Origin of the sequence: Paenibacillus nicotianae (assembly GCF_042681745.1) — a bacterium.
Lineage (GTDB): Bacteria > Bacillota > Bacilli > Paenibacillales > Paenibacillaceae > Saccharibacillus > Saccharibacillus nicotianae.
This window is the reverse complement of the sequence record NZ_JBHUGF010000010.1, coordinates 2,430,775-2,454,329: the sequence shown is the minus strand read 5'-3', so window position 1 is coordinate 2,454,329 and position 23,555 is coordinate 2,430,775. Positions and strand designations below refer to the sequence as shown.

Sequence of the window (23,555 nt, the reverse complement as noted above, 5' to 3'; positions counted from 1 at the left end):
AGGCTAAAATTATATGTTTGGCTTGTTGTGATATTGATCATCGGGATCATTAGTTATGGGATAGCGCGTGGAGGGATAACATCGTTAGTTGGTGATCGTTCTCATTCGCAGTCAATAGCTAATTTATCGACTACTGATCCTATTCAAATCTCATTTTGGACACCTTTTAGTGGTGGTGATATTTCTTTTATGAATGAACTGGTACAACGTTACAATCAGGAAAATACCGATCATATTGTTGTGACGATGAAAAATAATAAATCAGATGATTACTATACCAAATTATCAACAGCTATCGTTACAGAAGAAGCGCCGGATGTAGCGATCATACATGCGTCAATGTTCGCTCAATATATACCAGCCGATTTTATCCAACAGATCGATACTGTTGCTGCTCAAGCAGGAGTAAATTGGAACGATTTTAATCCATCTATTTTAGCAAGAACGATGATCCAGACCGACCATTATGCGATTCCATTAGATACGCATTTTAGCATATTGTATTATAACAAAAAATGGTTAGCCAAAGCAGGATTGTATCATGATGGAAAAGTTCAGATCGAGCCAGGAGAAAAAGGATTTGTAGACTTTTTGCAGACGTTACAACAGCATATTCCTCAGGATGTTGCACCGCTTGCTGTGCCGAATGTGCGGATCGACTCTTTATGGTTATGGTGGTCATTGTATGCTCAGATAGAAGGGGGAGGACAATTGTATACTTCTGATGGACAACATGCTGCTATCGATATGCCAGCCGCCAAGCGATCATTGGAATTGGTTACTTCCCTTTATGAGCAACAGTTAATTCCGCCTAATATCAATGATGCTTCTAATGAGTTTGCTAAAGGGAAAGCAGCACTACTTTTTTTAGGTGTATGGTCTATCGGTTCTTTTGAAAAAGTACCTGATTTGGATTTTGGTGTGATGCCATTTCCACAAATCTATGATCATGCAGGATCATGGGGAGATGCTCATACTCTTGCTTTTCCAACCCATCATGAACAAGATCCAGCCAAAGTACTGGCGGCTGTCAAATTTGCACACTGGTTAGCCGAGCATGGAGCAGTATGGGGAGAAGCAGGGCATGTGCCTGCTGTTCAAGCGGAAGCATTATCACAAGCGTATCTTTCGCTACCTTTTCGCAAAGAGTATGTGGATGAAGCTAATCATGTTGAATATTTCCCCAGCAATCCGAAGCAAATTATGATCAGCGATGCACTGATTAATGAATTGGAGAAAATCTGGTACGGTAAGCAAAGTGTAGATCAGATGCTTGATCATTTAGAACCTTTGATTAACCAGATTTTGAAGGAGTAAGTGATGCAGACATATATGAAAGACTGGATTCGTCGCTGGAAAAATATGCGGTTGGTCACCCGGCTGATTATTATGAATATTACACTTATTTCGATTCCGTTGATTATTTCTTCCGTGATATCGAGTATCGGTTATTCAGATTCAATTCAGACAAATGCAGGTCAATATCAAGCAGACGTTGTGCGCGAATTTACTTCGAATTTGGATGCTTATATGAATGAGTTAGTGTTATTATCTGTTTTGCCCTATCAGTCCCCAGAAATTATGGATTATCTGGAGCAGGATACACAAGACCAAGTGATTGATCGCTATGAAGACCGTTTATTGTTAGAAAATTTTGTACGGCGTATTCGGGTGAATGGACGGGTCGATATTGCAGGAGTCGCTTTGTTCACCAATCATACGCACTCTTCTTATGTCGAATTACCAGATAGTCCAGGTCGATTTGCAGAGTCAGGAGATCGAGAACGATTATTAGCACTGGATACTGAATTATCTGGCAAGGGGTATTTTATCGCTCCTCATGCAGTGCTGTCTGATAATGGAACCGTCTATCAAGTCTTTTCGATTGCTCGTAAAATTCGTAGTCTGGATAACGGCAAAGAATTAGGAGTGCTGGTGATTGATGTGCCTGCCGAGGCATTGACTGATCGTATTACACATCTTGCAGGTTCGCCTACATCGTTATTTGCGATGATCGATCAGCATAAGCAATTGATTTATAAAAGCCCTTCTTTTCCAGTAGATGATCCTATTTTGCAACAATATGGAGGAGAAGGTACGTTAACAATTCATAATGGCAAGCAATCGGTACTACTTACGTACCAGACCTCGCCTGTGACTCATTGGACAGTACTTCAAGCGGTTCCTGTATCAGTGTTGGTACAAGATGCAGAGCAGGTCAATCGGCAAATGATCTGGTTAGGCGGAATCTGTCTGATTATCTCGGTCATTGTATCGATTTTTCATGCTATGCGTATCACAAGACCACTTAGTGTATTACGGGATTCTATGAAACTTGTAGAACGTGGAGAGTTTGATATTACTTTACCTGTTCAGCAAACAGACGAGATCGGTCATTTGAGTCGTACTTTTAATATTATGGTATCTCGTTTAGGAACATTAACTTACCGATTATATGAAACCGAGATTCGAGAAAAAAATGCGCAGATCGCTTCACTTCAAAGTCAGATTAATCCTCATTTTTTGTACAATACACTCGGTTCAATCAGTATGTATGCGGAGCTCGAAGGCAATCGTGAAGTGGTTCAAATGACCAATCATTTAAGCGCATTGCTCCGGTATAGTATTGGAAGCGATCATAGTGAAGTCACTATCGAACAGGAGTTAGATCATGTACGAGGATACCTTTCGATTCAACGTATTCGGTATGATGAGCGTTTAACGTATACGATTCATGCAGACCCATCGCTATTATCAAGCCCTATGATTCGTTTGACACTACAACCATTAGTAGAAAATGCAATTATTCATGGGTTAGAACGAGGTCGTGGTGATATTTATATTCAGATTGAAGTTCATATCGCACAACAACAGATTCAGATAGATGTGATCGATAATGGACCAGGTATGGAAAACGAATGGATCGAAGAACAACATCTTCATATGGAAGCAGGTATTTTGCCAGAAGGCCCGGGAGGTCATGGATTGGTCAATGTTCATCGCAGAATTGCACTCAAATATGGTAATGACTATGGAATTACATTGCATAATCGAGATGAAGGAGGATTACGCGTTACTGTTGTGATGCCTGCATCGGATATCACATATTAAGATGAATAGAAGAAAGGAGACTTTTCTTATGTATAATGTATTAATTGTGGATGATGAGATGATTTTTCGCAAAGGAATAACTCATTTAATTCATGAATCGAATCTGGAATGGACAGTTATCGGTGAAGCTAGAGATGGATTAGAAGCACTGGAAATGATTCAGTCTCAACGTCCTCATCTGGTGATCACTGATATACGAATGCCTCGGATGGATGGTATTCAACTACAAGCCACACTGGCAGAACAATATCCTGCTATTCGCTGTATTGTACTGAGTGGACATAATGATTTTGAGTATGCGCGTAGTTCGATTCGTAGCGGTGCTAGAGATTATTTGCTCAAGCCGGTCAATAAAGAAGAGTTATATACTGCTTTATGCAAAGTAGAGACAGAGCTGACTAAAGAAAGTGAATCTCAATCGGTAGCAGAACATATGCCCAGTCAGCAAGTGATTAGACAGCAATTACTGAGTAGTCTGATTCATGGTAATATCGCTTATGATGAAGGTGAATTATTCGATCAAGCCAGCATTTCGTTTCCTCATAACGGTATATATTGTCTGATTGTGCAATTGGATCGAGATTCGGTTACAGAGCAACGTTATCGTCAAAATGATCCTGAATTATTCTTTTTGTATATTCAGCAATTTGTGCGTGAGATTATTATAGAGCCTTTACAAGGATATACTTTTATAGATCATCACAAAGTGGTGGCTTTGATTAATAGTGATCGAAGTGAAGCAACTGCACAGCAAATCAAATCATTGTCAGGACAATTAATTCGCAATATTAAACGCATATCTCAGATGACGGTTACGATTGGGATTGGTGGCGGAGTAGATGATCTAGAATCGGTACCGAAATCTTATCGTGAAGCAGAGACTGCTCTGTTATATCGATTGATCTCGGGAGGAGATCAAGTACTGGTGTATGAATCTTCGACGACGAATACGATGCCATTATCTCGATTACAGGCAGCAGACAGACATTTTTTGGAACAGTTATTAGCACAGGAAAATGGACAAGAATTAACCAAACAAGTGCAAGCTTTTATCGAACGATTATGTCGACAAATCAATCATCCAGAAGTGATCCAGCAACAAATATGCAAAATATTGTTAGAGTGTTATGAGATTGCACTGGATTACAAAGTACTCAGTGAATGGCTGAATAAACAGGATATGGGTATGATCTTACAACAGGTATTGTTGATTAATGAGCGTCAGCAACTTGCCCAATATTGCGGACAATTGTTGTATTCGCTCTACGATCTGATTCAGCGCAAAGAAGGTCATGTGATTCATGCTGTTGATCAGGTGGTGCGTTATCTGGAAGAACATTACGCAGAGCCGATTACCCTTAATCTGATGGCAGAAAAAGTCTACTTGAATGCTTCTTATCTGAGCAGTCTATTCAAACATAGATTAGGGCATTCATTTGTTGAAGTATTAACCGAGATACGGATTCGAGAAGCAATCAAGCGCTTGATTCATAGTGATGAGAAAATCGCTACGATTGCTTATGATACAGGGTTTGTAAATATTCGCCACTTTAATAGAGTATTCAAAACAGAAACAGGAACTACACCCAAGCAGTACCGGGATAGTCGTCGTCATTACCAGCACCCTGTATGATCTGATCTACACATAGAGTAGTCAGTAATGAATGGAAATAAAAAGAACGGCTTTTCCAGAACAGACCTAAATATATGTCTATACCATCGAAAAAAGCGTCATGGTTCCTCCTTATAGAATGAATTAAGATTTTAAATGTAAGCGTTATCTAAAAAACGCACATATTTAGTTATTCGATAAGGGGGTTCTATTGATGAGAAAAACAAAAGGTATTCAAGCCGCATGTATATTGATGGTGGCGATGTTGATCCTATCTGCTTGTGCTGGAGGTAGCGCACCTGCCAGTAGTTCGGAAAGTGGTAAAACAGGTGGCAAAACACAAATCTCATTCTGGACACCTTTTAGTGGCGGAGATGGAGAATTTATGACTGCTATGGTCGATAAGTTCAATCAGGAAAATCCAGATATTCAAGTCGAACAGCTTAGTAACCGTTCAGAAGATTATTATACCAAATTACAAACCTCGTTAGCTTCAGATCAAGCACCTGATCTAGCGGTATTACACTCTTCGCGGATGCCTCAATTTGTACCTGCTGGTTATGTGACACCACTTGATGATCTTGCCGCAGGTTCCAAAGTGAACTGGGATGAATTTAATCCTACTATTCTAGAATCTACTATCTATGATGGCAAACATTACTCTATCCCACTTGATACTCATGCAATCGTTATGTATTACAACAAGACTTATTTGGAAAAAGCAGGTGTACTGAAAGATGGCAAACCGGTATACGATCCATCACCAGAAGGATTCACTGCTTTTTTGACCAAAATTAAAGATGCTGTTCCAGCAGATGTAGCTCCATTAGCACAGCCTAGCGTACGGATAGATGCTTACTGGATGTTCTGGGGATTCTATAACCAGTTAACCGGTGGTGGTAAGTTCTATGATGACAATGGCAAAGCAGAGCTTAACAATCCACAAGCCAAGCAAGCATTAGAATACGTTAACAGCTTGTATACGTCCAAATTAATTCCGCCGAATGTAAATGATGCAGTGAAATTATTTCAAGATCAACGGGCGGCTGTATTGATTACAGGAGTATGGAGTACAGGTTCATTTGAAAATATCAAAGGATTAGACTTTGCTGTTGTACCGATGCCACAAATCTATGATCAACCTGCCACATGGGGTGATTCGCATACATTAGCTTTGCCCAAACACAGTCAGGAAGATCCAGCCAAACAACAAGCTGCATTAACATTTGCAAATTGGTTAGCAGAGCATGGCGATATGTGGGCAAAAGCAGGGCATATTCCAAGTGTCACCAAAGTATTGGATTCTAAAGAATTTAAAGATATGCCGTATCGTAGCGATTATGCTCAATCGGCTGACTTTGTAAAATACTGGCCTCGTAACGAAAAACAAGGACAGGTCAACGATAATGTAGTGAAAGAATTTGAGAAAATGTTAGCAGGTCAGCAAGATCCAGCGACTACACTTCAAAAAGCAGATGCTTCGACTAACAAAATTACCGGCAAATAAAGAGATCATGATAGATCCATAAGAAATAACAAAAGAAGCGGAGCGACATCAAGATCATACCGCTTCTTTTGTTTGATCTTACTTTGGAAAGGAGTAGACGATTATGGGCACCAAGTCTTTAGCACATCAAGGATGGATAACAGGCATATTAATGATTTTGCCATATACAATTTTCTTTGTCCTATTTTCTTTATTTCCGATCTTATACGGATTACGGATCAGCTTTTATGACTGGTCTTTGCTTGGGGATAAAGTATTTGTAGGATTTCAAAACTATACCAATCTTATAGCGGATGAAGAATTTCGCAGTAATTTAATGCATACCATAGTATTTACAATAATCAGTGTGCCATTAGTCAGCGGAATCGGGCTATTGTTAGCTATTCTGGTTCATGGGATACGTCGTGGACAATCTTTTTTCCGTATCTCTGTTTTTATGCCATATGTATTATCTGTTTCGGTTATCTCTAGCATTTGGGTGATTTTTTTACAGCCGTATACTGGATTGTTTAATCAGATTTTGCGGGCAGTCGGGCTTATTCATGAAGAGATTTTTTGGTTATCACAACCGACGCTAGCCTGGGCGGCAATTATTATGTCTACGATCTGGTGGACTGTAGGATTTGTTTTTATTTTGTTTCTAGCAGGGCTTCAAGATATTCCAGCTTCCTTTTATGAAGCAGGGCAGATTGAAGGAGCAAACCGCTGGCAGACATTCTGGTATATCACATTGCCATCGTTATCACGTATTACAATACTGGTGATTGTGCTTCAGACGATAGCTTCTTTCAAAATTTTCGGTCAATCCAAATTGATTACAGGCGGAGGACCAGCAGGAGCAACCAAAACGGTCGTATTCTCGATTTATGAAAATGGATTTCAGACATTTCAGATGGGATATGCGTCGGCGATTGCTTTTGTGCTTATGCTCGTTATTCTGGTGATCTCTTTAGTACAGACCTTTATTTTGCGGAGACTGGAATCTTAGAAAGGAGAGAGTCATACATGATGGATCGTATCTATTATTATTTTATTCGTATTGTAGCCGTAGTCCTTGCTATATTTTTTCTGATTCCTGTCGTCTGGATGTTAGCGTTATCGTTGACGCCAGAAGGACAAAATGTATTTGGAAATGGATTTCATTTTTCTTTGGCGAACTATCAGAAAGTATTAAGTCAGGCTCCGATCTTTGGTTGGATGGGGAACAGCCTAATGGTGTCTGTGATCACTACAGCTCTGGTACTGATCTTATCTTCGATGGCAGCTTATGCATTTTCTCGAATTACATTTCCAGGTAGCAAATTTATGTTTTTGTTATTTTTATCTGGACTGATGATTCCAGCAGAAGCGACATTGATTCCGTTGTATCTTTTTATGAGAGATTTAGATCTGCTTGGCACACGGACTTCACTTATTTTGCCTGCTGTTGCCGGGCCGATGGGAATTTTTATTCTCAAGCAATTTTTTGATGGATTACCAAAAGACCTTGAAGAAGCAGCTCGAATCGATGGAGCAGGATTTTTCAAAGTCTGGTACAGCATCTTTTTGCCATTGTCTCGTCCGGCATTGGCGGCTTTAGGTATTTTTAGCTTTATCGGTGCATGGAATGATTATGTATGGCCGCTGATCTCGATTTCGGACAAAGCGTATATGACGATTACATTAGGATTGCCGATGTTCCAGAGTTCTTATGTACAACAGTATGCACTTCCAATGACGGCTAATGCGCTGGCAGCGATTCCGGTGTTAATTGTATTTTTGATTTTCCAAAAGCAGATTATTAAAGGAATTGCTTTTACAGGTGGCAAAGAGTTATAAATTCAGTATTTGTAGGATGTATTTTATGAATATAAATAGATGTGAAGTAATAGGATATACGCGCTTACTACTTATAAGGAGGAATAACAATAATGACTGCAACAACAACTCGATCTGAATATCCAAGACCACAATTTGAACGAGCAGACTGGATCAATCTAAATGGAACATGGGAATTTGCATTTGACGATGAGCGTGTCGGTGATCAACAGAAATGGCATCTGGATCAACAAGCTGTGTTCGATCAGAGTATTCAAGTGCCATTTACATTTCAAAGTGAGCTAAGTGGTATCGGGGATACTGGATTTCATGATCTGGTCTGGTATCGCAAATCGATAGAAATTCCTTCAGATTGGAAAGGCAAGCGCACGATTTTACATTTTGGAGCGGTGGATTATACAGCAACGGTCTGGATTAATGGAAAATGGGCGGCATTTCATGAAGGTGGACATACTCCTTTTCAAGCGGATATTACCGAACTGTTAGAAGAGGATGGCAATGAAATTGTGTTGCGTGTAGAAGATTACAGTCAAGATGTGACGTTACCGCGAGGCAAGCAGTACTGGAAAGAAGATTCTGCTAGTATTTTCTACACACGTACTACAGGCATCTGGCAGACGGTATGGCTTGAAGCGGTTGACCCTGCTCATATTTGCAAAGCTAAATTTACTGCTGATATTGACCATAATGAAATCAAAGTGCGTTTATTTTACTCTTCGGTTACATTACAAAAAGAATTACGTACAAGATTAACGATTACATTTGAAGGTGAATTTGTAGCACAGGATGAACTTGTAGTGACTCATACCGAACATACACGTTCGATTGGTTTGCACGATTTTAACGATCATGAACTTGGACGCTGGTGGTCACCGGAAAAGCCACATTTATACGATATTCAGCTAGAGTTAGTAGAACAGGACATTGTTATTGATCGTGTTCAATCTTACTTTGGGATGCGTAAAATTTCGATCGAAAATGGAAAGATACATTTGAATAATCGTCCTTATTTTCTGCGTCTCGTACTTGATCAAGGGTATTTCCCCGATGGAATCTTAACTGCACCATCTGACGAAGCTTTTATTCAAGATATCGAATTAACACAAGCTATGGGCTTTAATGGAGTGCGCAAGCATCAGAAAATGGAAGATCCGCGCTTTTTGTACTGGTGTGATCGTAAAGGTCTGCTTGTATGGGGAGAAGCCGCTAATGCGTATAATTACTCGGAAGAATATGTACGCCGCTTTACACATGAATGGCAAGAAGTGCTTGAGCGTGATTATAATCATCCGTCGATTGTGGTCTGGGTACCGATGAATGAGAGTTGGGGCATTCCTAATGTGAAAAACGATCAGCGTCAACAACAGCATGGACTGACTCTGTATCATTTGACCAAGTCTTTAGATGATACTCGCCCTGTGATCTATAATGATGGCTGGGAAATGATGGACACTGATCTGGTAGCGATTCATGATTATGCATGGCAAGAAGAAGTGTTGGATCAACGCTATGCTTCGGTTGAAAATGCGGTACATAGTCTGCCTGGGAATCGTGAGATTTTTGTCGGTGGAGCAACGTATCAAGGGCAACCTATTTTGATCACCGAATTTGGCGGGATTGCTTATAAAAAAAGCGATTGGGAAGGTTGGGGGTATTCAGGAGCAGACAATGATGAAGATTATCTACAACGTCTAGCAGCCGTTATTCGTCCATTGCATCGTTCTCCGATAGTTCAAGGATTCTGTTATACCCAGCTAACCGATGTAGAACAGGAGATCAACGGTCTGGTCACTTATGATCGTAAGCCCAAAGTTCCACTCGAAGATATTCGCCGTATCGTTATGAACTTATCATAAATATATATCATACTTTATCGTAAGTAGACCCAAGTGTTGCTGTATACCTGACTATATTGGTCTTAAGGTATCTAGCAACACTTTTTTTGCATGCCATCCAATCTATTATCTTCTAATATCGTTATCATCGTTTGAATAATTGATGCAAAAGATTGTCTTAATTCACAAACTACCCTATACTACAAAGTTGTTACTTTATAACGCTTATGAAAATTTCATGATATTTCAAAGCTACTTTATCATAAAAAATAAGTAGATTCATTCGTTCTGGATTCAACCCGATAAAGGAGGAATAGTGTTGTCAGATCAAAAAAATCTGCCATCTTCTCGTAAACGATATGCGCAGGGCAACCCGACCGAAGAGCTTGCTCGACATCTTATCTATTTATCCGGTGGGCCTGATAATCTGGTAGAAGTGATACACTGTACAACACGTATCCGCTTGAAATTGAAAAATGATCATCAAATCAATGTAGCGGAACTGCAACAGATCAAACAAGTACAAAATATCAATAGACTACCCGGGCAATTACAGATTATTGTCGGCCCTGAACTTGTCTACAAATTACATCGGAAAATGAATATTTTGCTTCGTCAACATGAACAATCAGCCGATGACCAACCATCTATAGAAGATCAATCCAATACTACAACGCAAGTCGATCAGTCAGCAGAATCACAGAATCTATATCGTAGACGAGGAATAACTGGACGTATTATGCAGGTGGCAACTGTATTTTCAGATATTCTAATTCCTATATTACCGCTGTTTATAGCGGCAGGTATTTTATTAGGCATTGTCACAATTCTCCAATCCTCTAGCTGGGTAGCAGAAGATGCGGTATGGTTCCGATTACTCGGATTGCTAACAAGTTCTGCTTTTCAAGTGATCAGTGTATTATTCGGTTATCATGCAGTGAAACGATTTGGTGGTACTCCAGCGATCGGAGCAGTTCTAGGTATAGCCATGTCTCAGCCGGATCTAGCGATCTTGATAGGGCATACAACTGTCCAGGGTGTTAATACACTCGTAGCACCTCAATTTAGTTATCAAGGCGCGATGATGCCGATTATTCTAGCGGCACTGGTGATGGCATGGATAGAAAAAGGAATACGTCGTATTCTGCCAGCATCTGCATCTACCCTTCTCGCTCCAGCGATCAGTCTGATTACAGGTGGTACTCTGGCTATTTTATTGATTAGTCCAGTCGCGATCTGGCTTGGAGAATGGATAGGTCAGTGGTTAGAATATCTCTTTACGTATGGAGGAACGTTGTTCGGATTGATTCTAGGCGGCATTTATAGCACGATTGTTTTGACTGGTCTGCATCAAGGCATCCAAGCGCTAGAGATTGCACTGATCTCAGACCCTCATGTCGGTGTTAATTTTCTGTTGCCGATCTGGTCGATGGCGAATATGGCACAGGGTGGGGCAGGGCTTGCTGTCTATTTAGCGACTCGTAATCATGAACTAAGAAAAGTTGCATTATCAGGATCGATTACTGCTTTTCTTGGTATTACAGAACCGATAGCTCTCGGGGTAAATCTCAAATTAGGTCGTCCATTTGTGAGTGCGGCTATAGGGGGAGCAGTAGGAGGCGCTTATGTAGGGCTTCATCATGTGGTAGCTAGCTCATTTGGATTAACAGGGATTCCTATGCTAGTCTATATTATTCCTTTTGGAGAACTGAATTTTATTCATTATATGATAGGATTTTTGTTATCAGCCGGAATTGCGTTTTTGACTACTCTGTTGTTAGGGGTAGAAAAACCAGCTTTTCGCTATAATATCTCAAACGTTGTTCGTAAATTCACAGGAGGAGCTTATGAAGATCAAAAAGATTCTCAATAATAATGCTGTGGTCGTCGATGATCATGGACAAGAAAAGATTGCTATGGGTGGCGGTATTTCTTTTGAAAAAGGGAAAAATGATATCGTAGATACCGGGCGTATCGAAAAACTATTTGTGTTAGAAGATCAGGAGCGTTACGGGTATCTTCAAGAAATGCTACAAAAGTTGCCTGAAGAAGAGATCGCTGTATCTGAACAGATTATTTCGTATGCAGAACAAGAACTACAAGTTTCTTTTAATGAACATATTCATATCGCGTTAACAGATCATTTGTCATTTGCTCTGGAACGTCTGCGTAGTGGCATGATTATTCATAATACTTTATTAGAAGAGATTCGATTGCTGTATCCTGCCGAGTTTGAAATTGGGCTACATGCCAAGCAATTGATTACAAAGCACTTGCAGATCGATATTCCTGAAGATGAAGTGGGATATATTGCGATGCATATTCACACCGCACGAATGAACGCAGGAGCGCAAGAAACAGCAACAAGTATGGCGGCGATGATCAAAGATATGGTGAAAGATATTGAATATATGTTACATCAACCACTGAATCACAAGTCAGCCGATTATGAACGCTTGATTAGCCAACTGAAAAGTATTCTTCAAGAATATGAAAAAGATCAGCCAGGAAGTGAGCTTAATCGTGAATTAATACAAATAGCTGTAGAGAAATATAAAACGTTATATGAACAAGTAGAAGAGATGGCAGAGAATATGGAAGATGAATATGATTATACTTTTACAGAGAGTCAGTGTGTCTTAATTACGATTGAAGTGAATCGTTTACTTGAAAGACTGGGTCATAACTCCTGCTAATATAAGATAACTCACTTTTTTAATTACGTTAAAAAGAGTTTATAATGGCACAAAAACTTCTAACCAGACGAAAAGTAGTTTATAATTTAGGCTAATGACCCGAGTCGATAGTTAGTTATATTAAATTGAAATTGAGTATCAACTAGGCACAAAGTATGAACGGCTTATAACAAATTACAAAAATGTAAACTTTGAAACAGTGAAAATAAGACCATAAACAATGAAAATGAATGAAAAATTACAGAATTATCCTTTTTTCTCTTTTTACAAATTGATCCATTCAGTCTATAGTGTCTTATGCATTTGCCCTATAGAATGAATGTCAGCAACAGCATATTCGGGTGTGTTACTGGTAAAGCAGGCAAGACCTAAAAAACTCCGTGAGGAATCCGTACGACAATTGTCGTCTATTCTTCAGAGAGATTTTTAGGTCTTTTTTGTGCGCCAAAACAGCCACAATTTGAAATTAGAGAGGAAGAACACAATGAAAATCAAGAATTTCTCAAGAAAAACAGCTGTTATGATGATGGCAGCAACAATGCTAACAGGAGGAACTTCTGTTTTTGCAAGTGGATCAGAATCTGATTATGGTAACGGTACACAACCTACTCCACCACCACCTGTTGTAGAAACACCGTCATCTGTTTTTAATGATACTTATGGATTTACACATCTAACACGCTTTGATGCATTGAAAATAGCAAGTCAACAAAAAGAATCTCGCTATCAGGTTCCTCAATTTGATGCTTCTACGATTCGTAATATTCCTTCTGCTAAAGGTAAAGATGCGAACGGCAATACGATAGACCTTGATGTATGGGATACATGGCCATTGCAAAATGCAGATGGTACTGTAGCGAACTACAACGGTTATGAAGTTGTTTTTGGTCTAGCTGGTGATCCGAAAGTATCGTCAGATACTTTTATCTATCTGTTCTACAAAAAAGCAGGTGACCAATCATTAGATGCTTGGAAAAATGCAGGTCGTGTATTTAAAGACAACGACAAAATGGTACCTAATGATACGATCTTAAATAATCAATCGGAAGAATGGTCAGGTTCAGCGACAATGACCAAAGACGGCAAAGTGCGTTTGTTCTATACTAACCGTCAACCCTGGGATGTAGACAAAGGATTTTTCGGTAAACAAACATTAACGACTGCTCAAATTAATGTATCTGAACCTTCAAATGGAACACTTCAGGTCAATGGTGTAGAAGACCTCAAGTCTATTTTTGACGGCGATGGCAAAATGTATCAAACGGTTGATCAAGCGTTCCGTGCAGGTGATTATTCAGATAACCATACATTAAGAGATCCGCATTATGTAGAAGACAATGGACATAAATATCTAGTCTTTGAAGCTAATACAGGTTCGGAAACAGGATATCAAGGTCAATCTATGTTCTCGAACAAAGCTTACTATGGTGGAGATGACGATTTCTTCAAATCAGAATACCAAAAAGTGATGAACAACCCGAGTCGTAATTATATGACAATTGCGAATGGTGCACTGGGTATTATTGAATTGAATAATGATTATTCGCTTAAAAAAGTAATGAAACCACTTATTGCTTCTAACACAGTTACCGATGAGATCGAACGTGCTAACATTTTTGAAAAAGATGGCAAATGGTATCTGTTCACCGATACACGCGGTGCTAAAATGTTTGTCGATGGTGTTGATGCTGAAGATATCTATATGCTTGGATATGTAGCTGACTCGATTGATGGGCCTTACAAACCACTAAATGGTAGTGGACTGGTATTGCATCAAGATTTGAACAAACGTGATGTTACATGGAACTATGCTCACTTTGCGATTCCACAGGTAAAAGGCAACAAAGTCGTGATTACTAGCTATATGACCAATAGAGGGTTCTATACAGATCATCATTCTACTTTTGCTCCTAGCTTTGAAGTTGAGATCAATGGTAGTGAGACTAGAGTTGTTCCTAATAGCATTTTAGAGCAAGGTCAAGTAACATCGAACAAATAAAGTTCTAATCTATACGTTTTGAAGATTCAATAGATAGACAGGAAAAGAAAATGTTCGCCGAATAGCGGCATTTTCTTTTCCTTTATTGCTTTTATCCGTAGATTGAAATGTAGTCACAAAAAGGAAACACTAATATATGGAGGTGCTCACTTGAACAACAGCAACCACGTATCTAAATATCGCCGGACACTCGTTGTTCTCAGTGTGTTCGGATGTATTATATTAGGTGCCTTACTCTACTTTTTTACACAGACTAGCGCAAAAGGAAGTACTCAGAACAGTCTTGCTAACTATAATGCTTCTCATACAAATGCAACATCAGTCAGTAATGAACGCCCTGATTATCATTTTACAGTGCCAGACAAATGGAAAAATGATCCGCAACGTCCTATTTATTTTAAAGGAAAGTATCATTATTATTACCTATATAACAAAGATTATCCGAATGGAAACGGCACCGAATGGCGTCATGCTACTTCTACCGATCTGATCCACTGGCAAGATCATGGAGTAGCCATTCCCAAATATACAAATAAAAACGGTGATCCGTGGTCAGGTTCTGTCGTTGTCGATACGAACAATACTGCTGGATTCGGTAAAAATGCATTTATCGCGATTGTCACGCAACCGTCTGCTAACGGTGGAGCGCAAGAACAGTATTTATGGTATAGCAAAAATGGAGGGAATACATTTACTCCGTATGGGAAAAAACCGATTTTATCGAATCCAGGAACGGCTGATTTTCGTGATCCCAAAATAACATGGGATGCTCGTTCCAAACACTGGATTATGTTAATGGCTGAAGGTAATAAGATCGGATTTTACACATCTACTAACTTGAAAAAGTGGACGTACACCAGTGGATTCCTTACTGAAAATGTAGGTATACTGGAATGCCCTGATCTGTATTTGATGCAAGCAACCAATGGAGCGTATAAATGGGTACTGGGTGCAAGCGCTAATGGTCGCGGAGCAGGGAATCCAAATACGTATGCGTACTGGACAGGAAGTTTTAACGGGAAAAAATTTATAGCTGACCGTCAAGAACCGAAATGGTTAGATCATGGATTTGACTGGTATGCGGCTGTAACATTTGATATTGCTGGAGCTTCTAATCCTTATGAACAACGTTATGCTTTTGGATGGATGAACAACTGGGATTATGTAAACAATACACCGACAATGAAAGAAGGATTTAACGGGATGGATTCGATTGTTCGTAAAATACGACTTCGTTTCAATGGTCAATCCTATGGTCTATCTTCACAACCAATTGGAGCGATCAGTCAGTTACCTGCTTCTACCAAGACCGTTCAACGGCTAGAAGTCGAAGGTACACAAGCGCTCGATATAAGTGGAGCTTCTTATCAGTTAGATACGGATATCTCATGGTCTGACTTGAAAAATGTAGGCTTGCGTCTACGAGAATCGGCAGATAAAAGCCGTCATGTAGATGTAGGAGTATTTGTAGAAGGGAAGTATACGTATGTGAATCGAGCATACACCGGTCATCCCGATACGAATGGAAAAAGTCTGGAAAGTAAGGCTGCATTCAATACCGATAAGAAAAAAGTTCATTTGAAAGTATTAGTGGACACAAATAGTATTGAAGTCTTTGTCGATGATGGTACAGTAGCCTATTCCAGTCTGATTTTCCCGAACAAAGAAGATCAAGGAATCAGTCTATTTGCAGAGGGTGGCAAAGCTGTTTTTGAAAATCTAGTCATAAGACAATTTAACTCATAATCAATCAAGCCGAACCTTTTGAATCTGTATTCAATCAAAAGTGTTCGGTTTTTTTTGATCAGATTATGTTGGCTTTTTAAGCGCTGATAGCAGTAATAAACTTTTCAAAATCATCCAATTGTTCTTCGATAATCCCTTGAATAATTTCAACCTGTACACCTTGATAGTCGTGAATCGCGATATTACGAAACCCAACCATCGCTTTGATACTTTGATTCAATTCTTTATCCAATAATCCATTGCGAAACAGCAGATCAAACACATCTCGACTGCTCTGCGGTACTCCAAGATGACGCTCAGAAATAATATGTATCGCCAGATCAAGACAAGCTTCACAAGCCCGTTGAAGATTCAAAATAATCGAATCCTGCTTGGTATAGTTGAATAAATTGTCTTCTTCGCCGGCATATTCTTCATGAATCCGGGCAACACAGCGACGAATCGTAGCCGTTTTGTTAAGTAAAATATCTTGATTCATAGCGTGCCTCTTTTCTCCATAAAGTGATCTAGTATCGATTGGCGTTTATCATTTAATAGCACATATTCGCGAAAAGCTTGAATATATGTCAGTTGCCGCAGTAAAGGATTTTCTTCATATAATACTATTCCTGTAGTAGCGATCTGAATCTGAAATACAGTACTACTTTCTTGAAAATCTATCAAATCAACATCTCGATCTAACAAATCTGCTAATTGTTGTCCGATCCGAAATCGTTGATATGTTGATCGACGAACTCGTGACAAATAAGCAATATCGATATCACTTTCAGGTCTCATTGTACCTTTGGCAACTGAACCAAAAATGATAATTGTATGAGCCTCACATCGGCTAGACAACTCTTCCACAATAAGGAGTTGTTGCTTTGGAGACAAAGATCGTATCGACAACTACAACAACTCCTTTATCGTGTAAAGTTTTATTTTATAGTCAGTAGATCACGTGTAATTACAGACTATTTCATGTGTATGAATAATCATCTATTATTATAATGATTTGGTGAACAAGACATGCGGAATATCTGATTCCAGAAAGATATCAGAAGACTTCACATATCCTAAGCGCTCATAAAAAGAAGCCGCTTGTGTCTGACCATTTAATTTGGCTTGAGTTAGCCCTTGTTCTCTTGCTAATTGTTCCATATGTTCAACCAGCATTTTGCCAACACCATACTTACGATAGTCTTTCATAACGCAGATGCGTTCTAATTTGGCTACACCTTCAACCACACGTAGACGTGAAGTCGCAACAGGTGTCTCACCATCATACACGATAATATGTGGAATAGTGGTACTTGCATTATCCCACTCATCGTATTCTTCGTCTAAAGGTACGCCTTGTTCATTAACAAATACGGCTTTGCGAATAAACAGACAATGATCCAATTCATATTCATTTTCGACTTGCTTGATAAGTAGTTCCATTTCCAGACCCCATCCTTGTATTTGTTTTATGTTGATATTTCTTCTACATTACTTCTACTTATATCTGTAGATTAAGAAAGTAAATAGACTTCTTTATATTCTAACGAAATGAATATAAATGTAAACCACCCCATTTTACAACCTCTAACAAAGTCTGTTAAAATATTGAAAAGACGAAGGAGTTGAATAAGATGAATGAGATGTTTCATAATCTAGGAGACCGTCCACTTGATGAAAATGCACAAAGAGCCGCTCAATTTAAACATAAAGAACGAGAAAGCAGAGAACATAAAGGGTATTCTTTTCTATATGAAGCTACGAATTTGTTGATTGGCGTCGTGATACTGGCTGCTGTTGTAGGGATAGGTGTATGGTTAAGCTAATAGATAACGGATTACGATATCATTGAGCAGAAGAATCTGAATCTACATGTCAGGTTCTTTTTTTGTACATTATTTTGTACATTATAATGATACATAGATACAGGTTACCAATTTGCACAACAGACCAATCAATTATAGAATCGATACAAGGTAGTATGCGAAGCTGAAAGGGGTACACATATGATTGATTTTCCGTTACAAGAAGTACGTATTCGAGATTTGCAACAATGGATGGAGACAGGGGAGCAGACTTCTGTCTCGTTAACATCTTTATATATGGAGCGTATCGCGCAAATAGATCAAGATGGGCCGATGTTGCGATCGGTGATAGAACTGAATCCAGATGCAATCTATATTGCTACTCAGATGGATCAAGAGCGAGCACAAGGACAAGTTCGCAGTCTATTGCATGGAATACCGGTATTGATTAAAGACAATATTAATACAGGAGATCATATGCATACCAGTGCAGGGTCGCTGGCATTAGCAGATTCATTTGCACCGGAAGATGCTTTTTTAGTCAAGCAATTACGCCAGGCTGGAGCAGTGATTTTGGGCAAAACCAATCTTACTGAAATGGCGAACTTTATGTCTTTTGATATGAAAAATGGATATAGTGCTCGCGGAGGGCAGACACTGAATCCGTACGGCCCCGGACGATTAGATGTAGGAGGTTCAAGTGCAGGCTCAGGAGCTGCTGTAGCCGCCAATCTATGTGCAGTAGCGGTAGGCACAGAGACATCAGGTTCGATCTTAAATCCGTCTAGCAAAAACAGTCTGGTAGGTATCAAGCCTACACTGGGTCTGATTAGTCGTACAGGAATTGTACCGATTACGTATACGCAAGATACAGCCGGGCCGATGGCAAGAAGTGTAGAAGATGCAGTCATTTTATTAAGTGCATTAACAGGTAAAGACGAACAAGATGTATCTACACAGATTTCACCAACACCGGTACTTGATTATACCGCTTATCTTGATCCAGAAGGACTACGTGGAGCGAGAATAGGAATTAACCGGGCATTTGAAAAGCATTGCAGTGACGAAGAAAAGTCTATTATAGAAGCTTCGATTGAGGCGATGTATCATGCAGGAGCAGTTATTGTAGAACATACGGATCTTCCTGAAATTGTATCCCAAGACATGACTGTATTATTGTACGAATTTAAGTCTGCACTGAATCATTATTTATCCACATTAGGTTCACATTCATCGATTCGTACTTTGCAAGACATGATCGATTATAATCATCTTCATCATCAAGATGCACTGAAATATGGTCAGGAAATATTAATCAAAGCACAGTACGAAACATCGGGTAGACTTACAGAAGCTAACTATATTCAAGCACGCCTTAACAACTGGCGCCAAGCGCGTGAACAAGGAATCGACCGTCTGTTGCAAGAACATCAATTGGATGCGATCTTTACACCATCATCTTATACCGATGCACCGGCAGTCGGTGGGTATCCAGCGATTATTGTACCGGCAGGGTATCGCCGAGATGGTATGCCATTCGGAATCACCTTTATGAGTACAGCGTACAAAGAACCTGAATTGATTCGAATCGCGTACGCTTTTGAAAAAACAGTACCTGCACGCAGAAGTCCAATGTTATAGGTTGCCAATAAACGAAAAAAAGCAGTAATTCTGATTTCAGAGTTACTGCTTTTTTACGTGGTTATTTATGCAAAAAAATAACTAAAAAAATTAGTGAATTAACTGTAAACTTTTTGCTGAATTTTGACGAAATAGTAAAATAGAACTATTTCACTGTTAATGATTGACCACATCGAAGGAGGCGCTTATGAACAGCGTATTAACACAAAATGATCAAACAAAAGCAACACCTTATGAAAGATTAGCTTCTAAGCTTTTGCTATATACATTAGCTATTATTTTAATCAGTTGTATTCCTATTTATGGAGCAATGTACTTTTTTCATCTTGTTGATTTGTATGCATGGTTATATTTAATCGTTTGTGTATGTATTTTGGTTCCAGCCGCTTTCTTTATTTTCAAAAAAACAAATCATTTATCGATAGGTAAATATCTATTAACTCCATTATCGTTTATCGCTTGTACAACAGTAATCTGGGTGCTTCCTTCTCAAGCTTCATGGTCTGCTTTTTTAATCTATATTACGCTTTCTGTAGTGTATTTGAATATGCGTGTCAGTATTGTAGCGACAATCTATGCGGTTGTTTTAGAAGCAGTATTATTGATATTTGATCCTATCGTTACAACAATCTCTGCGTTAGATATTATTGTACTGGTAGTTGTAACCATTATGGTTGGTTCTGCTGGTGTATCGATTTGTATTTTGGGTCAGAAAATGATGAGCAACTTGCATCAACAAAAAACGCAAATTGATAATTTACTTCAAGAAGTAGAACGTTCTGCTCAAGAATTGACTCAATTTGGTGGACAATTACAACGTAATGCAGAAGATACGGATCGTATAGGTAAAGAACTAAATACAGGGTTTAACGAAATTGCTAAAGGGATTGATTCACAAGCAAGCAGTATTGGTGAGATCAACACATCAATGCAGAATTCAGAAACATTTATTCGCAGTATCGGTAATACCGCTAATCATATGACAGAACTTGCTGAACGAACAGCTTCATTGACACGTTCAGGAAATGAACAGGTTATTCGTTTGCGTGAGGGTGTACATGAAGTCGGTCAGACGATAGATAATACTCATGCAGCAATGGATACTTTACGTAATTACGCACAAGAAATTTCTTCTGTTTCTCAAGCCATTGAAAATATAGCTCGTCAAACGAATATGCTTTCATTCAATGCAGGCATCGAAGCTTCTCGCGCGGGCGAACATGGTCGTGGATTTGCTGTTATTGCAACTGAAATTCGTGATCTTGCGAGTGAAGCACAGCAATCAACAGTATTAATAACAGATATTTTGCATCGTATTCATGATCAGACAGAAGTGGTATCCGGTCGTATTCAGCAAGGGAAAGAAGCGATTGATGTGATTCAGCTTTCTGCCGAGCAGACAGAATCATCTTTTGGAGATATCATGACAGAAGCCAATACCGTATCTAATCGTTCTGTAGAAATCGGTGGCATGATCAAAGAATTAATCGAAGGGATTCGTCATTCCGTCTTAGAAACAGGAACGATCTCTGCGGTTACAGAACAATCAAGTGCTTCTATCGAACAAATGACTTCAAGCTTACAAGAACAATCAACACGAGTAAGCAGTATTGCGAATAGTATAGATGAATTGAAACAATTAATCGATATGTTAAATCATTCACTTGAACAAAATAATGCTCTAGTAGAAAGTGACGAAATTGTGTCTGAAAAAGTATCTTAATCTGTCAATAAACAGACAAATTGTATTCAGATTGATGCACTATTTCGACAAAATAATTATCGGGATATCTACTTGCTTTCTGTAAAACAAAGATTAAAAAGTGTTGTAAAACGATTGAACAAACACTACTCATGTGGTTTTCACATACGAGTAGTGTTTTTTTTGGTGGTAATTGTGCATGTTGGGTCTTTTGACCAGTTTCTTATTATAAGGATTGACTAATTCTGGAATATAGATGAATATATATGCATATAATTCCATTAATTGGTTTACGGAATTGTCGATTGTGTAGCATCCACTTTCGTTTATGATTTTGTTCATTTGTAAGCGTGCTTTACCTGATTCTCGCCACTCGATACATCTATATCTAGAAGGAGGAATTAGAATGCAGCAATCCCCAGTTTCTGTCGAGCAAATTATTACTATGATTAGTGAGGTAAAACAAGACCCTTCCTGTTTGACACGTCTAGACCGCGATTCTGATATTATTCATGATGCCGGACTGGATTCTATCCAATTAATTCATTTTATTTTACGTGTAGAAGATGACTTTAATGTCGAGATTGATTTTGAAGAGTTTGATATGGAGCATTTGGGCTCTATTCAAGCGTTCTGCAATTTTGTCAGTCATGAGACAGGTCAAGACAATCTAACTGAAGAAAAGGTCAACACGTTATAAGCGCTTACATAAAAATTAAAGCGCTAACACTTGTTGATGATATACACGCTCACATGCTAATTCCAAACCTGTTTCATCGAACATAACTAACACATATTGTGTACAAATCACTTTTTCTGACACTTATCGGGCTTATGATGCTATGCGTCATTAGATTCAAGTATGCTTTGAACATTGAATTCAAAGGAAGAGGTGTTTTTTTTGCAACCAAGAAGCGAAGTAACCATTGACCGCAAAGAATTCCAACTGATCAAACGAACTGTTCGTAATGCAACTGTCTCTTACCGTAATCAGATTAAAGACCCGACATACAAAACGCCTATCCCTCAATCGCTAGGCATTAAATTAACCAACCGTTGTAATCTACGGTGTACACACTGTTTCCAATGGAACGAAGACGGATATCATCATCAAATGGACAAAGCCGAGCAGAATATGGATCTAGATCCAGCTATTTTCAAACAACTGTTGGATGATACTAAAGAAGCCAAATCTCGTCTGTACCTATGGGGCGGAGAGCCGATGTTCCACCGTCAATTTGGACAAATATTAGAATATATTCAAAATGATCGTCGTGAAATGACTATCTGTACCAATGGATTGTTAATCGACAAATTTTTGGAACCTATTTTGGATTTGTCTGAAAATTTAGAGTTATTGATTGCTGTTGAAGGATTTGAATATGAGCATAACCTGATTCGTGGTAAAGGCACATTTCAAAAAACAATGGCACAAATTGATCGCCTCGTAGAATTGCGTGATCAAGGATTATACAAAGGCAGAATTTCAGTTCATGCAGTTATCAATGACAATATGATTGGACGTATGACTGAATTGCTAGAATTTTTTGAATCGAAAAAGCTAGATTTAGTAATGCTATGCTTCCCATGGTATATTTCACGCGAGACATCCCTCAAAATGGATACGTATTTCTCGGAAAAATTCCAGTGGTTGCGTCAGTTGGATGAGCGTCATATCAGTAGCTGGCATGCATTTAAATATAAAATTAATCCTGATCGTATGGATGCGTTGATGGAAGATTTGCATAAAATCAATGATCGTATCTGGAAAATACGTGTTCGTTACCAACCAGGTCTAGATTACGATGAGATTGATAAATTTATTCATGGTGATGAAATGACAAGTCGTTGTTCTAATCACTGTCTGGCGTTAACATCGCGTACAGATATTGTACCGGATGGTAGCGTTATGCCTTGTAAATTCTTTTCCGAGTTTACGGTAGGGAACTTGAAAGAGAAAAGCTTGAAAGAAATCTGGGATTCTGAAGAATACGAAAATGTAAGACATATTATTAATAAAGAAGGGCTCACGCCTGCGTGCTCGAAGTGCAGTGTATTGTATCTACATGGTGCAGGTACAGTAAATTCGCTCGACTATATCTAA

Annotated in this window: 19 protein-coding genes; 16 read left to right on the top strand and 3 right to left on the bottom strand. The window is 38.9% G+C overall.

Annotation, left to right across the window (positions count from 1 at the left end):
• Nucleotides 1–27: 27 nt before the first annotated feature.
• The 11 genes from ACFSGI_RS14945 to ACFSGI_RS14895 all read left to right on the top strand — a co-directional run bounded on the left by ACFSGI_RS14945 (nucleotide 28) and on the right by ACFSGI_RS14895 (nucleotide 16,324).
• Nucleotides 28–1,317: an extracellular solute-binding protein gene (locus ACFSGI_RS14945; protein ID WP_379283552.1), complete on the top strand. Its 1,290-nt coding sequence runs from the start codon at nucleotides 28–30 to the stop codon at nucleotides 1,315–1,317.
• A 3-nt stretch (nucleotides 1,318–1,320) separates the two neighbouring features.
• Nucleotides 1,321–3,111, top strand: a complete 1,791-nt coding sequence (locus ACFSGI_RS14940; protein WP_379283550.1) for a cache domain-containing sensor histidine kinase — start codon at nucleotides 1,321–1,323, stop codon at nucleotides 3,109–3,111.
• A gap of 28 nt (nucleotides 3,112–3,139) precedes the next feature.
• A complete protein-coding gene (locus tag ACFSGI_RS14935) occupies nucleotides 3,140–4,744 on the top strand; it encodes a response regulator (RefSeq protein ID WP_204824887.1) in 1,605 nt (534 codons plus the stop codon).
• Between the two features lie 193 nt (nucleotides 4,745–4,937).
• Complete coding sequence (locus tag ACFSGI_RS14930) at nucleotides 4,938–6,230, top strand: ABC transporter substrate-binding protein (protein WP_204824886.1); 1,293 nt, start codon at nucleotides 4,938–4,940, stop codon at nucleotides 6,228–6,230.
• 103 nt (nucleotides 6,231–6,333) lie between these two features.
• Nucleotides 6,334–7,218: a carbohydrate ABC transporter permease gene (locus tag ACFSGI_RS14925; protein WP_204824885.1), complete on the top strand. Its 885-nt coding sequence runs from the start codon at nucleotides 6,334–6,336 to the stop codon at nucleotides 7,216–7,218.
• 17 nt (nucleotides 7,219–7,235) lie between these two features.
• Nucleotides 7,236–8,048 carry a carbohydrate ABC transporter permease gene (locus tag ACFSGI_RS14920; protein ID WP_204824884.1) on the top strand — a complete coding sequence of 271 codons (813 nt, stop codon included), beginning with the start codon at nucleotides 7,236–7,238 and terminating at the stop codon, nucleotides 8,046–8,048.
• Between the two features lie 92 nt (nucleotides 8,049–8,140).
• On the top strand, nucleotides 8,141–9,904 hold the full coding sequence (locus ACFSGI_RS14915; RefSeq protein ID WP_204824883.1) for a glycoside hydrolase family 2 protein: 1,764 nt from the start codon (nucleotides 8,141–8,143) through the stop codon (nucleotides 9,902–9,904).
• 298 nt (nucleotides 9,905–10,202) lie between these two features.
• Nucleotides 10,203–11,756: a PTS transporter subunit EIIC gene (locus ACFSGI_RS14910; protein WP_204824882.1), complete on the top strand. Its 1,554-nt coding sequence runs from the start codon at nucleotides 10,203–10,205 to the stop codon at nucleotides 11,754–11,756.
• Entirely contained in the window at nucleotides 11,731–12,579 is an 849-nt protein-coding gene (locus tag ACFSGI_RS14905; RefSeq protein ID WP_204824881.1) for a PRD domain-containing protein, read from the top strand. The genes ACFSGI_RS14910 and ACFSGI_RS14905 overlap by 26 nt, the downstream gene beginning before the upstream one ends.
• A 484-nt stretch (nucleotides 12,580–13,063) precedes the next feature.
• Nucleotides 13,064–14,578 carry a glycoside hydrolase family 68 protein gene (locus ACFSGI_RS14900; protein WP_204824880.1) on the top strand — a complete coding sequence of 505 codons (1,515 nt, stop codon included), beginning with the start codon at nucleotides 13,064–13,066 and terminating at the stop codon, nucleotides 14,576–14,578.
• Between the two features lie 204 nt (nucleotides 14,579–14,782).
• Nucleotides 14,783–16,324 carry a glycoside hydrolase family 32 protein gene (locus tag ACFSGI_RS14895; protein WP_379283978.1) on the top strand — a complete coding sequence of 514 codons (1,542 nt, stop codon included), beginning with the start codon at nucleotides 14,783–14,785 and terminating at the stop codon, nucleotides 16,322–16,324.
• Nucleotides 16,325–16,400: 76 nt separating this feature from the next.
• Here the strand turns inward: ACFSGI_RS14895 and hepT are convergent, their stop codons facing one another.
• The 3 genes from hepT to ACFSGI_RS14880 all read right to left on the bottom strand — a co-directional run bounded on the left by hepT (nucleotide 16,401) and on the right by ACFSGI_RS14880 (nucleotide 17,746).
• Nucleotides 16,401–16,802, bottom strand: a complete 402-nt coding sequence (gene hepT, locus ACFSGI_RS14890) for a type VII toxin-antitoxin system HepT family RNase toxin (protein ID WP_204824879.1) — start codon at nucleotides 16,800–16,802, stop codon at nucleotides 16,401–16,403.
• Entirely contained in the window at nucleotides 16,799–17,212 is a 414-nt protein-coding gene (mntA, locus tag ACFSGI_RS14885; protein ID WP_204824878.1) for a type VII toxin-antitoxin system MntA family adenylyltransferase antitoxin, read from the bottom strand. Before mntA ends, hepT begins: the two co-directional genes overlap by 4 nt.
• A 96-nt stretch (nucleotides 17,213–17,308) precedes the next feature.
• Nucleotides 17,309–17,746, bottom strand: a complete 438-nt coding sequence (locus ACFSGI_RS14880) for a GNAT family N-acetyltransferase (RefSeq protein WP_204824877.1) — start codon at nucleotides 17,744–17,746, stop codon at nucleotides 17,309–17,311.
• Between the two features lie 191 nt (nucleotides 17,747–17,937).
• On the opposite strand from ACFSGI_RS14880, the gene ACFSGI_RS14875 reads away from it, so the two are divergent.
• From ACFSGI_RS14875 to ACFSGI_RS14855, 5 genes are all read left to right on the top strand, one after another.
• Nucleotides 17,938–18,129, top strand: a complete 192-nt coding sequence (locus ACFSGI_RS14875) for a hypothetical protein (RefSeq protein ID WP_204824876.1) — start codon at nucleotides 17,938–17,940, stop codon at nucleotides 18,127–18,129.
• Between the two features lie 180 nt (nucleotides 18,130–18,309).
• Entirely contained in the window at nucleotides 18,310–19,749 is a 1,440-nt protein-coding gene (locus ACFSGI_RS14870; protein WP_204824875.1) for an amidase family protein, read from the top strand.
• A gap of 187 nt (nucleotides 19,750–19,936) precedes the next feature.
• Nucleotides 19,937–21,472 (top strand): methyl-accepting chemotaxis protein, encoded by a 1,536-nt coding sequence (locus ACFSGI_RS14865; RefSeq protein WP_204824874.1) that lies wholly within the window; start codon nucleotides 19,937–19,939, stop codon nucleotides 21,470–21,472.
• Nucleotides 21,473–21,857: 385 nt separating this feature from the next.
• Nucleotides 21,858–22,151 (top strand): acyl carrier protein, encoded by a 294-nt coding sequence (locus ACFSGI_RS14860; protein ID WP_204824873.1) that lies wholly within the window; start codon nucleotides 21,858–21,860, stop codon nucleotides 22,149–22,151.
• A 201-nt stretch (nucleotides 22,152–22,352) separates the two neighbouring features.
• Entirely contained in the window at nucleotides 22,353–23,555 is a 1,203-nt protein-coding gene (locus tag ACFSGI_RS14855; protein ID WP_204824872.1) for a radical SAM/SPASM domain-containing protein, read from the top strand.

Bases quoted from the DNA above. Each gene is read 5' to 3' on its own strand.
- ACFSGI_RS14865 (WP_204824874.1), top strand. From the start codon at position 19,937: ATGAACAGCGTATTAACACAAAATGATCAAACAAAAGCAACACCTTAT.
- ACFSGI_RS14870 (WP_204824875.1), top strand. From the start codon at position 18,310: ATGATTGATTTTCCGTTACAAGAAGTACGTATTCGAGATTTGCAACAA.
- ACFSGI_RS14880 (WP_204824877.1), bottom strand. From the start codon at position 17,746: ATGGAACTACTTATCAAGCAAGTCGAAAATGAATATGAATTGGATCAT.
- ACFSGI_RS14905 (WP_204824881.1), top strand. From the start codon at position 11,731: ATGAAGATCAAAAAGATTCTCAATAATAATGCTGTGGTCGTCGATGAT.
- ACFSGI_RS14925 (WP_204824885.1), top strand. From the start codon at position 6,334: ATGGGCACCAAGTCTTTAGCACATCAAGGATGGATAACAGGCATATTA.
- ACFSGI_RS14860 (WP_204824873.1), top strand. From the start codon at position 21,858: ATGCAGCAATCCCCAGTTTCTGTCGAGCAAATTATTACTATGATTAGT.
- hepT (WP_204824879.1), bottom strand. From the start codon at position 16,802: ATGAATCAAGATATTTTACTTAACAAAACGGCTACGATTCGTCGCTGT.
- ACFSGI_RS14915 (WP_204824883.1), top strand. From the start codon at position 8,141: ATGACTGCAACAACAACTCGATCTGAATATCCAAGACCACAATTTGAA.
- ACFSGI_RS14935 (WP_204824887.1), top strand. From the start codon at position 3,140: ATGTATAATGTATTAATTGTGGATGATGAGATGATTTTTCGCAAAGGA.
- ACFSGI_RS14930 (WP_204824886.1), top strand. From the start codon at position 4,938: ATGAGAAAAACAAAAGGTATTCAAGCCGCATGTATATTGATGGTGGCG.
- ACFSGI_RS14900 (WP_204824880.1), top strand. From the start codon at position 13,064: ATGAAAATCAAGAATTTCTCAAGAAAAACAGCTGTTATGATGATGGCA.
- ACFSGI_RS14940 (WP_379283550.1), top strand. From the start codon at position 1,321: ATGCAGACATATATGAAAGACTGGATTCGTCGCTGGAAAAATATGCGG.
- ACFSGI_RS14875 (WP_204824876.1), top strand. From the start codon at position 17,938: ATGAATGAGATGTTTCATAATCTAGGAGACCGTCCACTTGATGAAAAT.
- ACFSGI_RS14920 (WP_204824884.1), top strand. From the start codon at position 7,236: ATGATGGATCGTATCTATTATTATTTTATTCGTATTGTAGCCGTAGTC.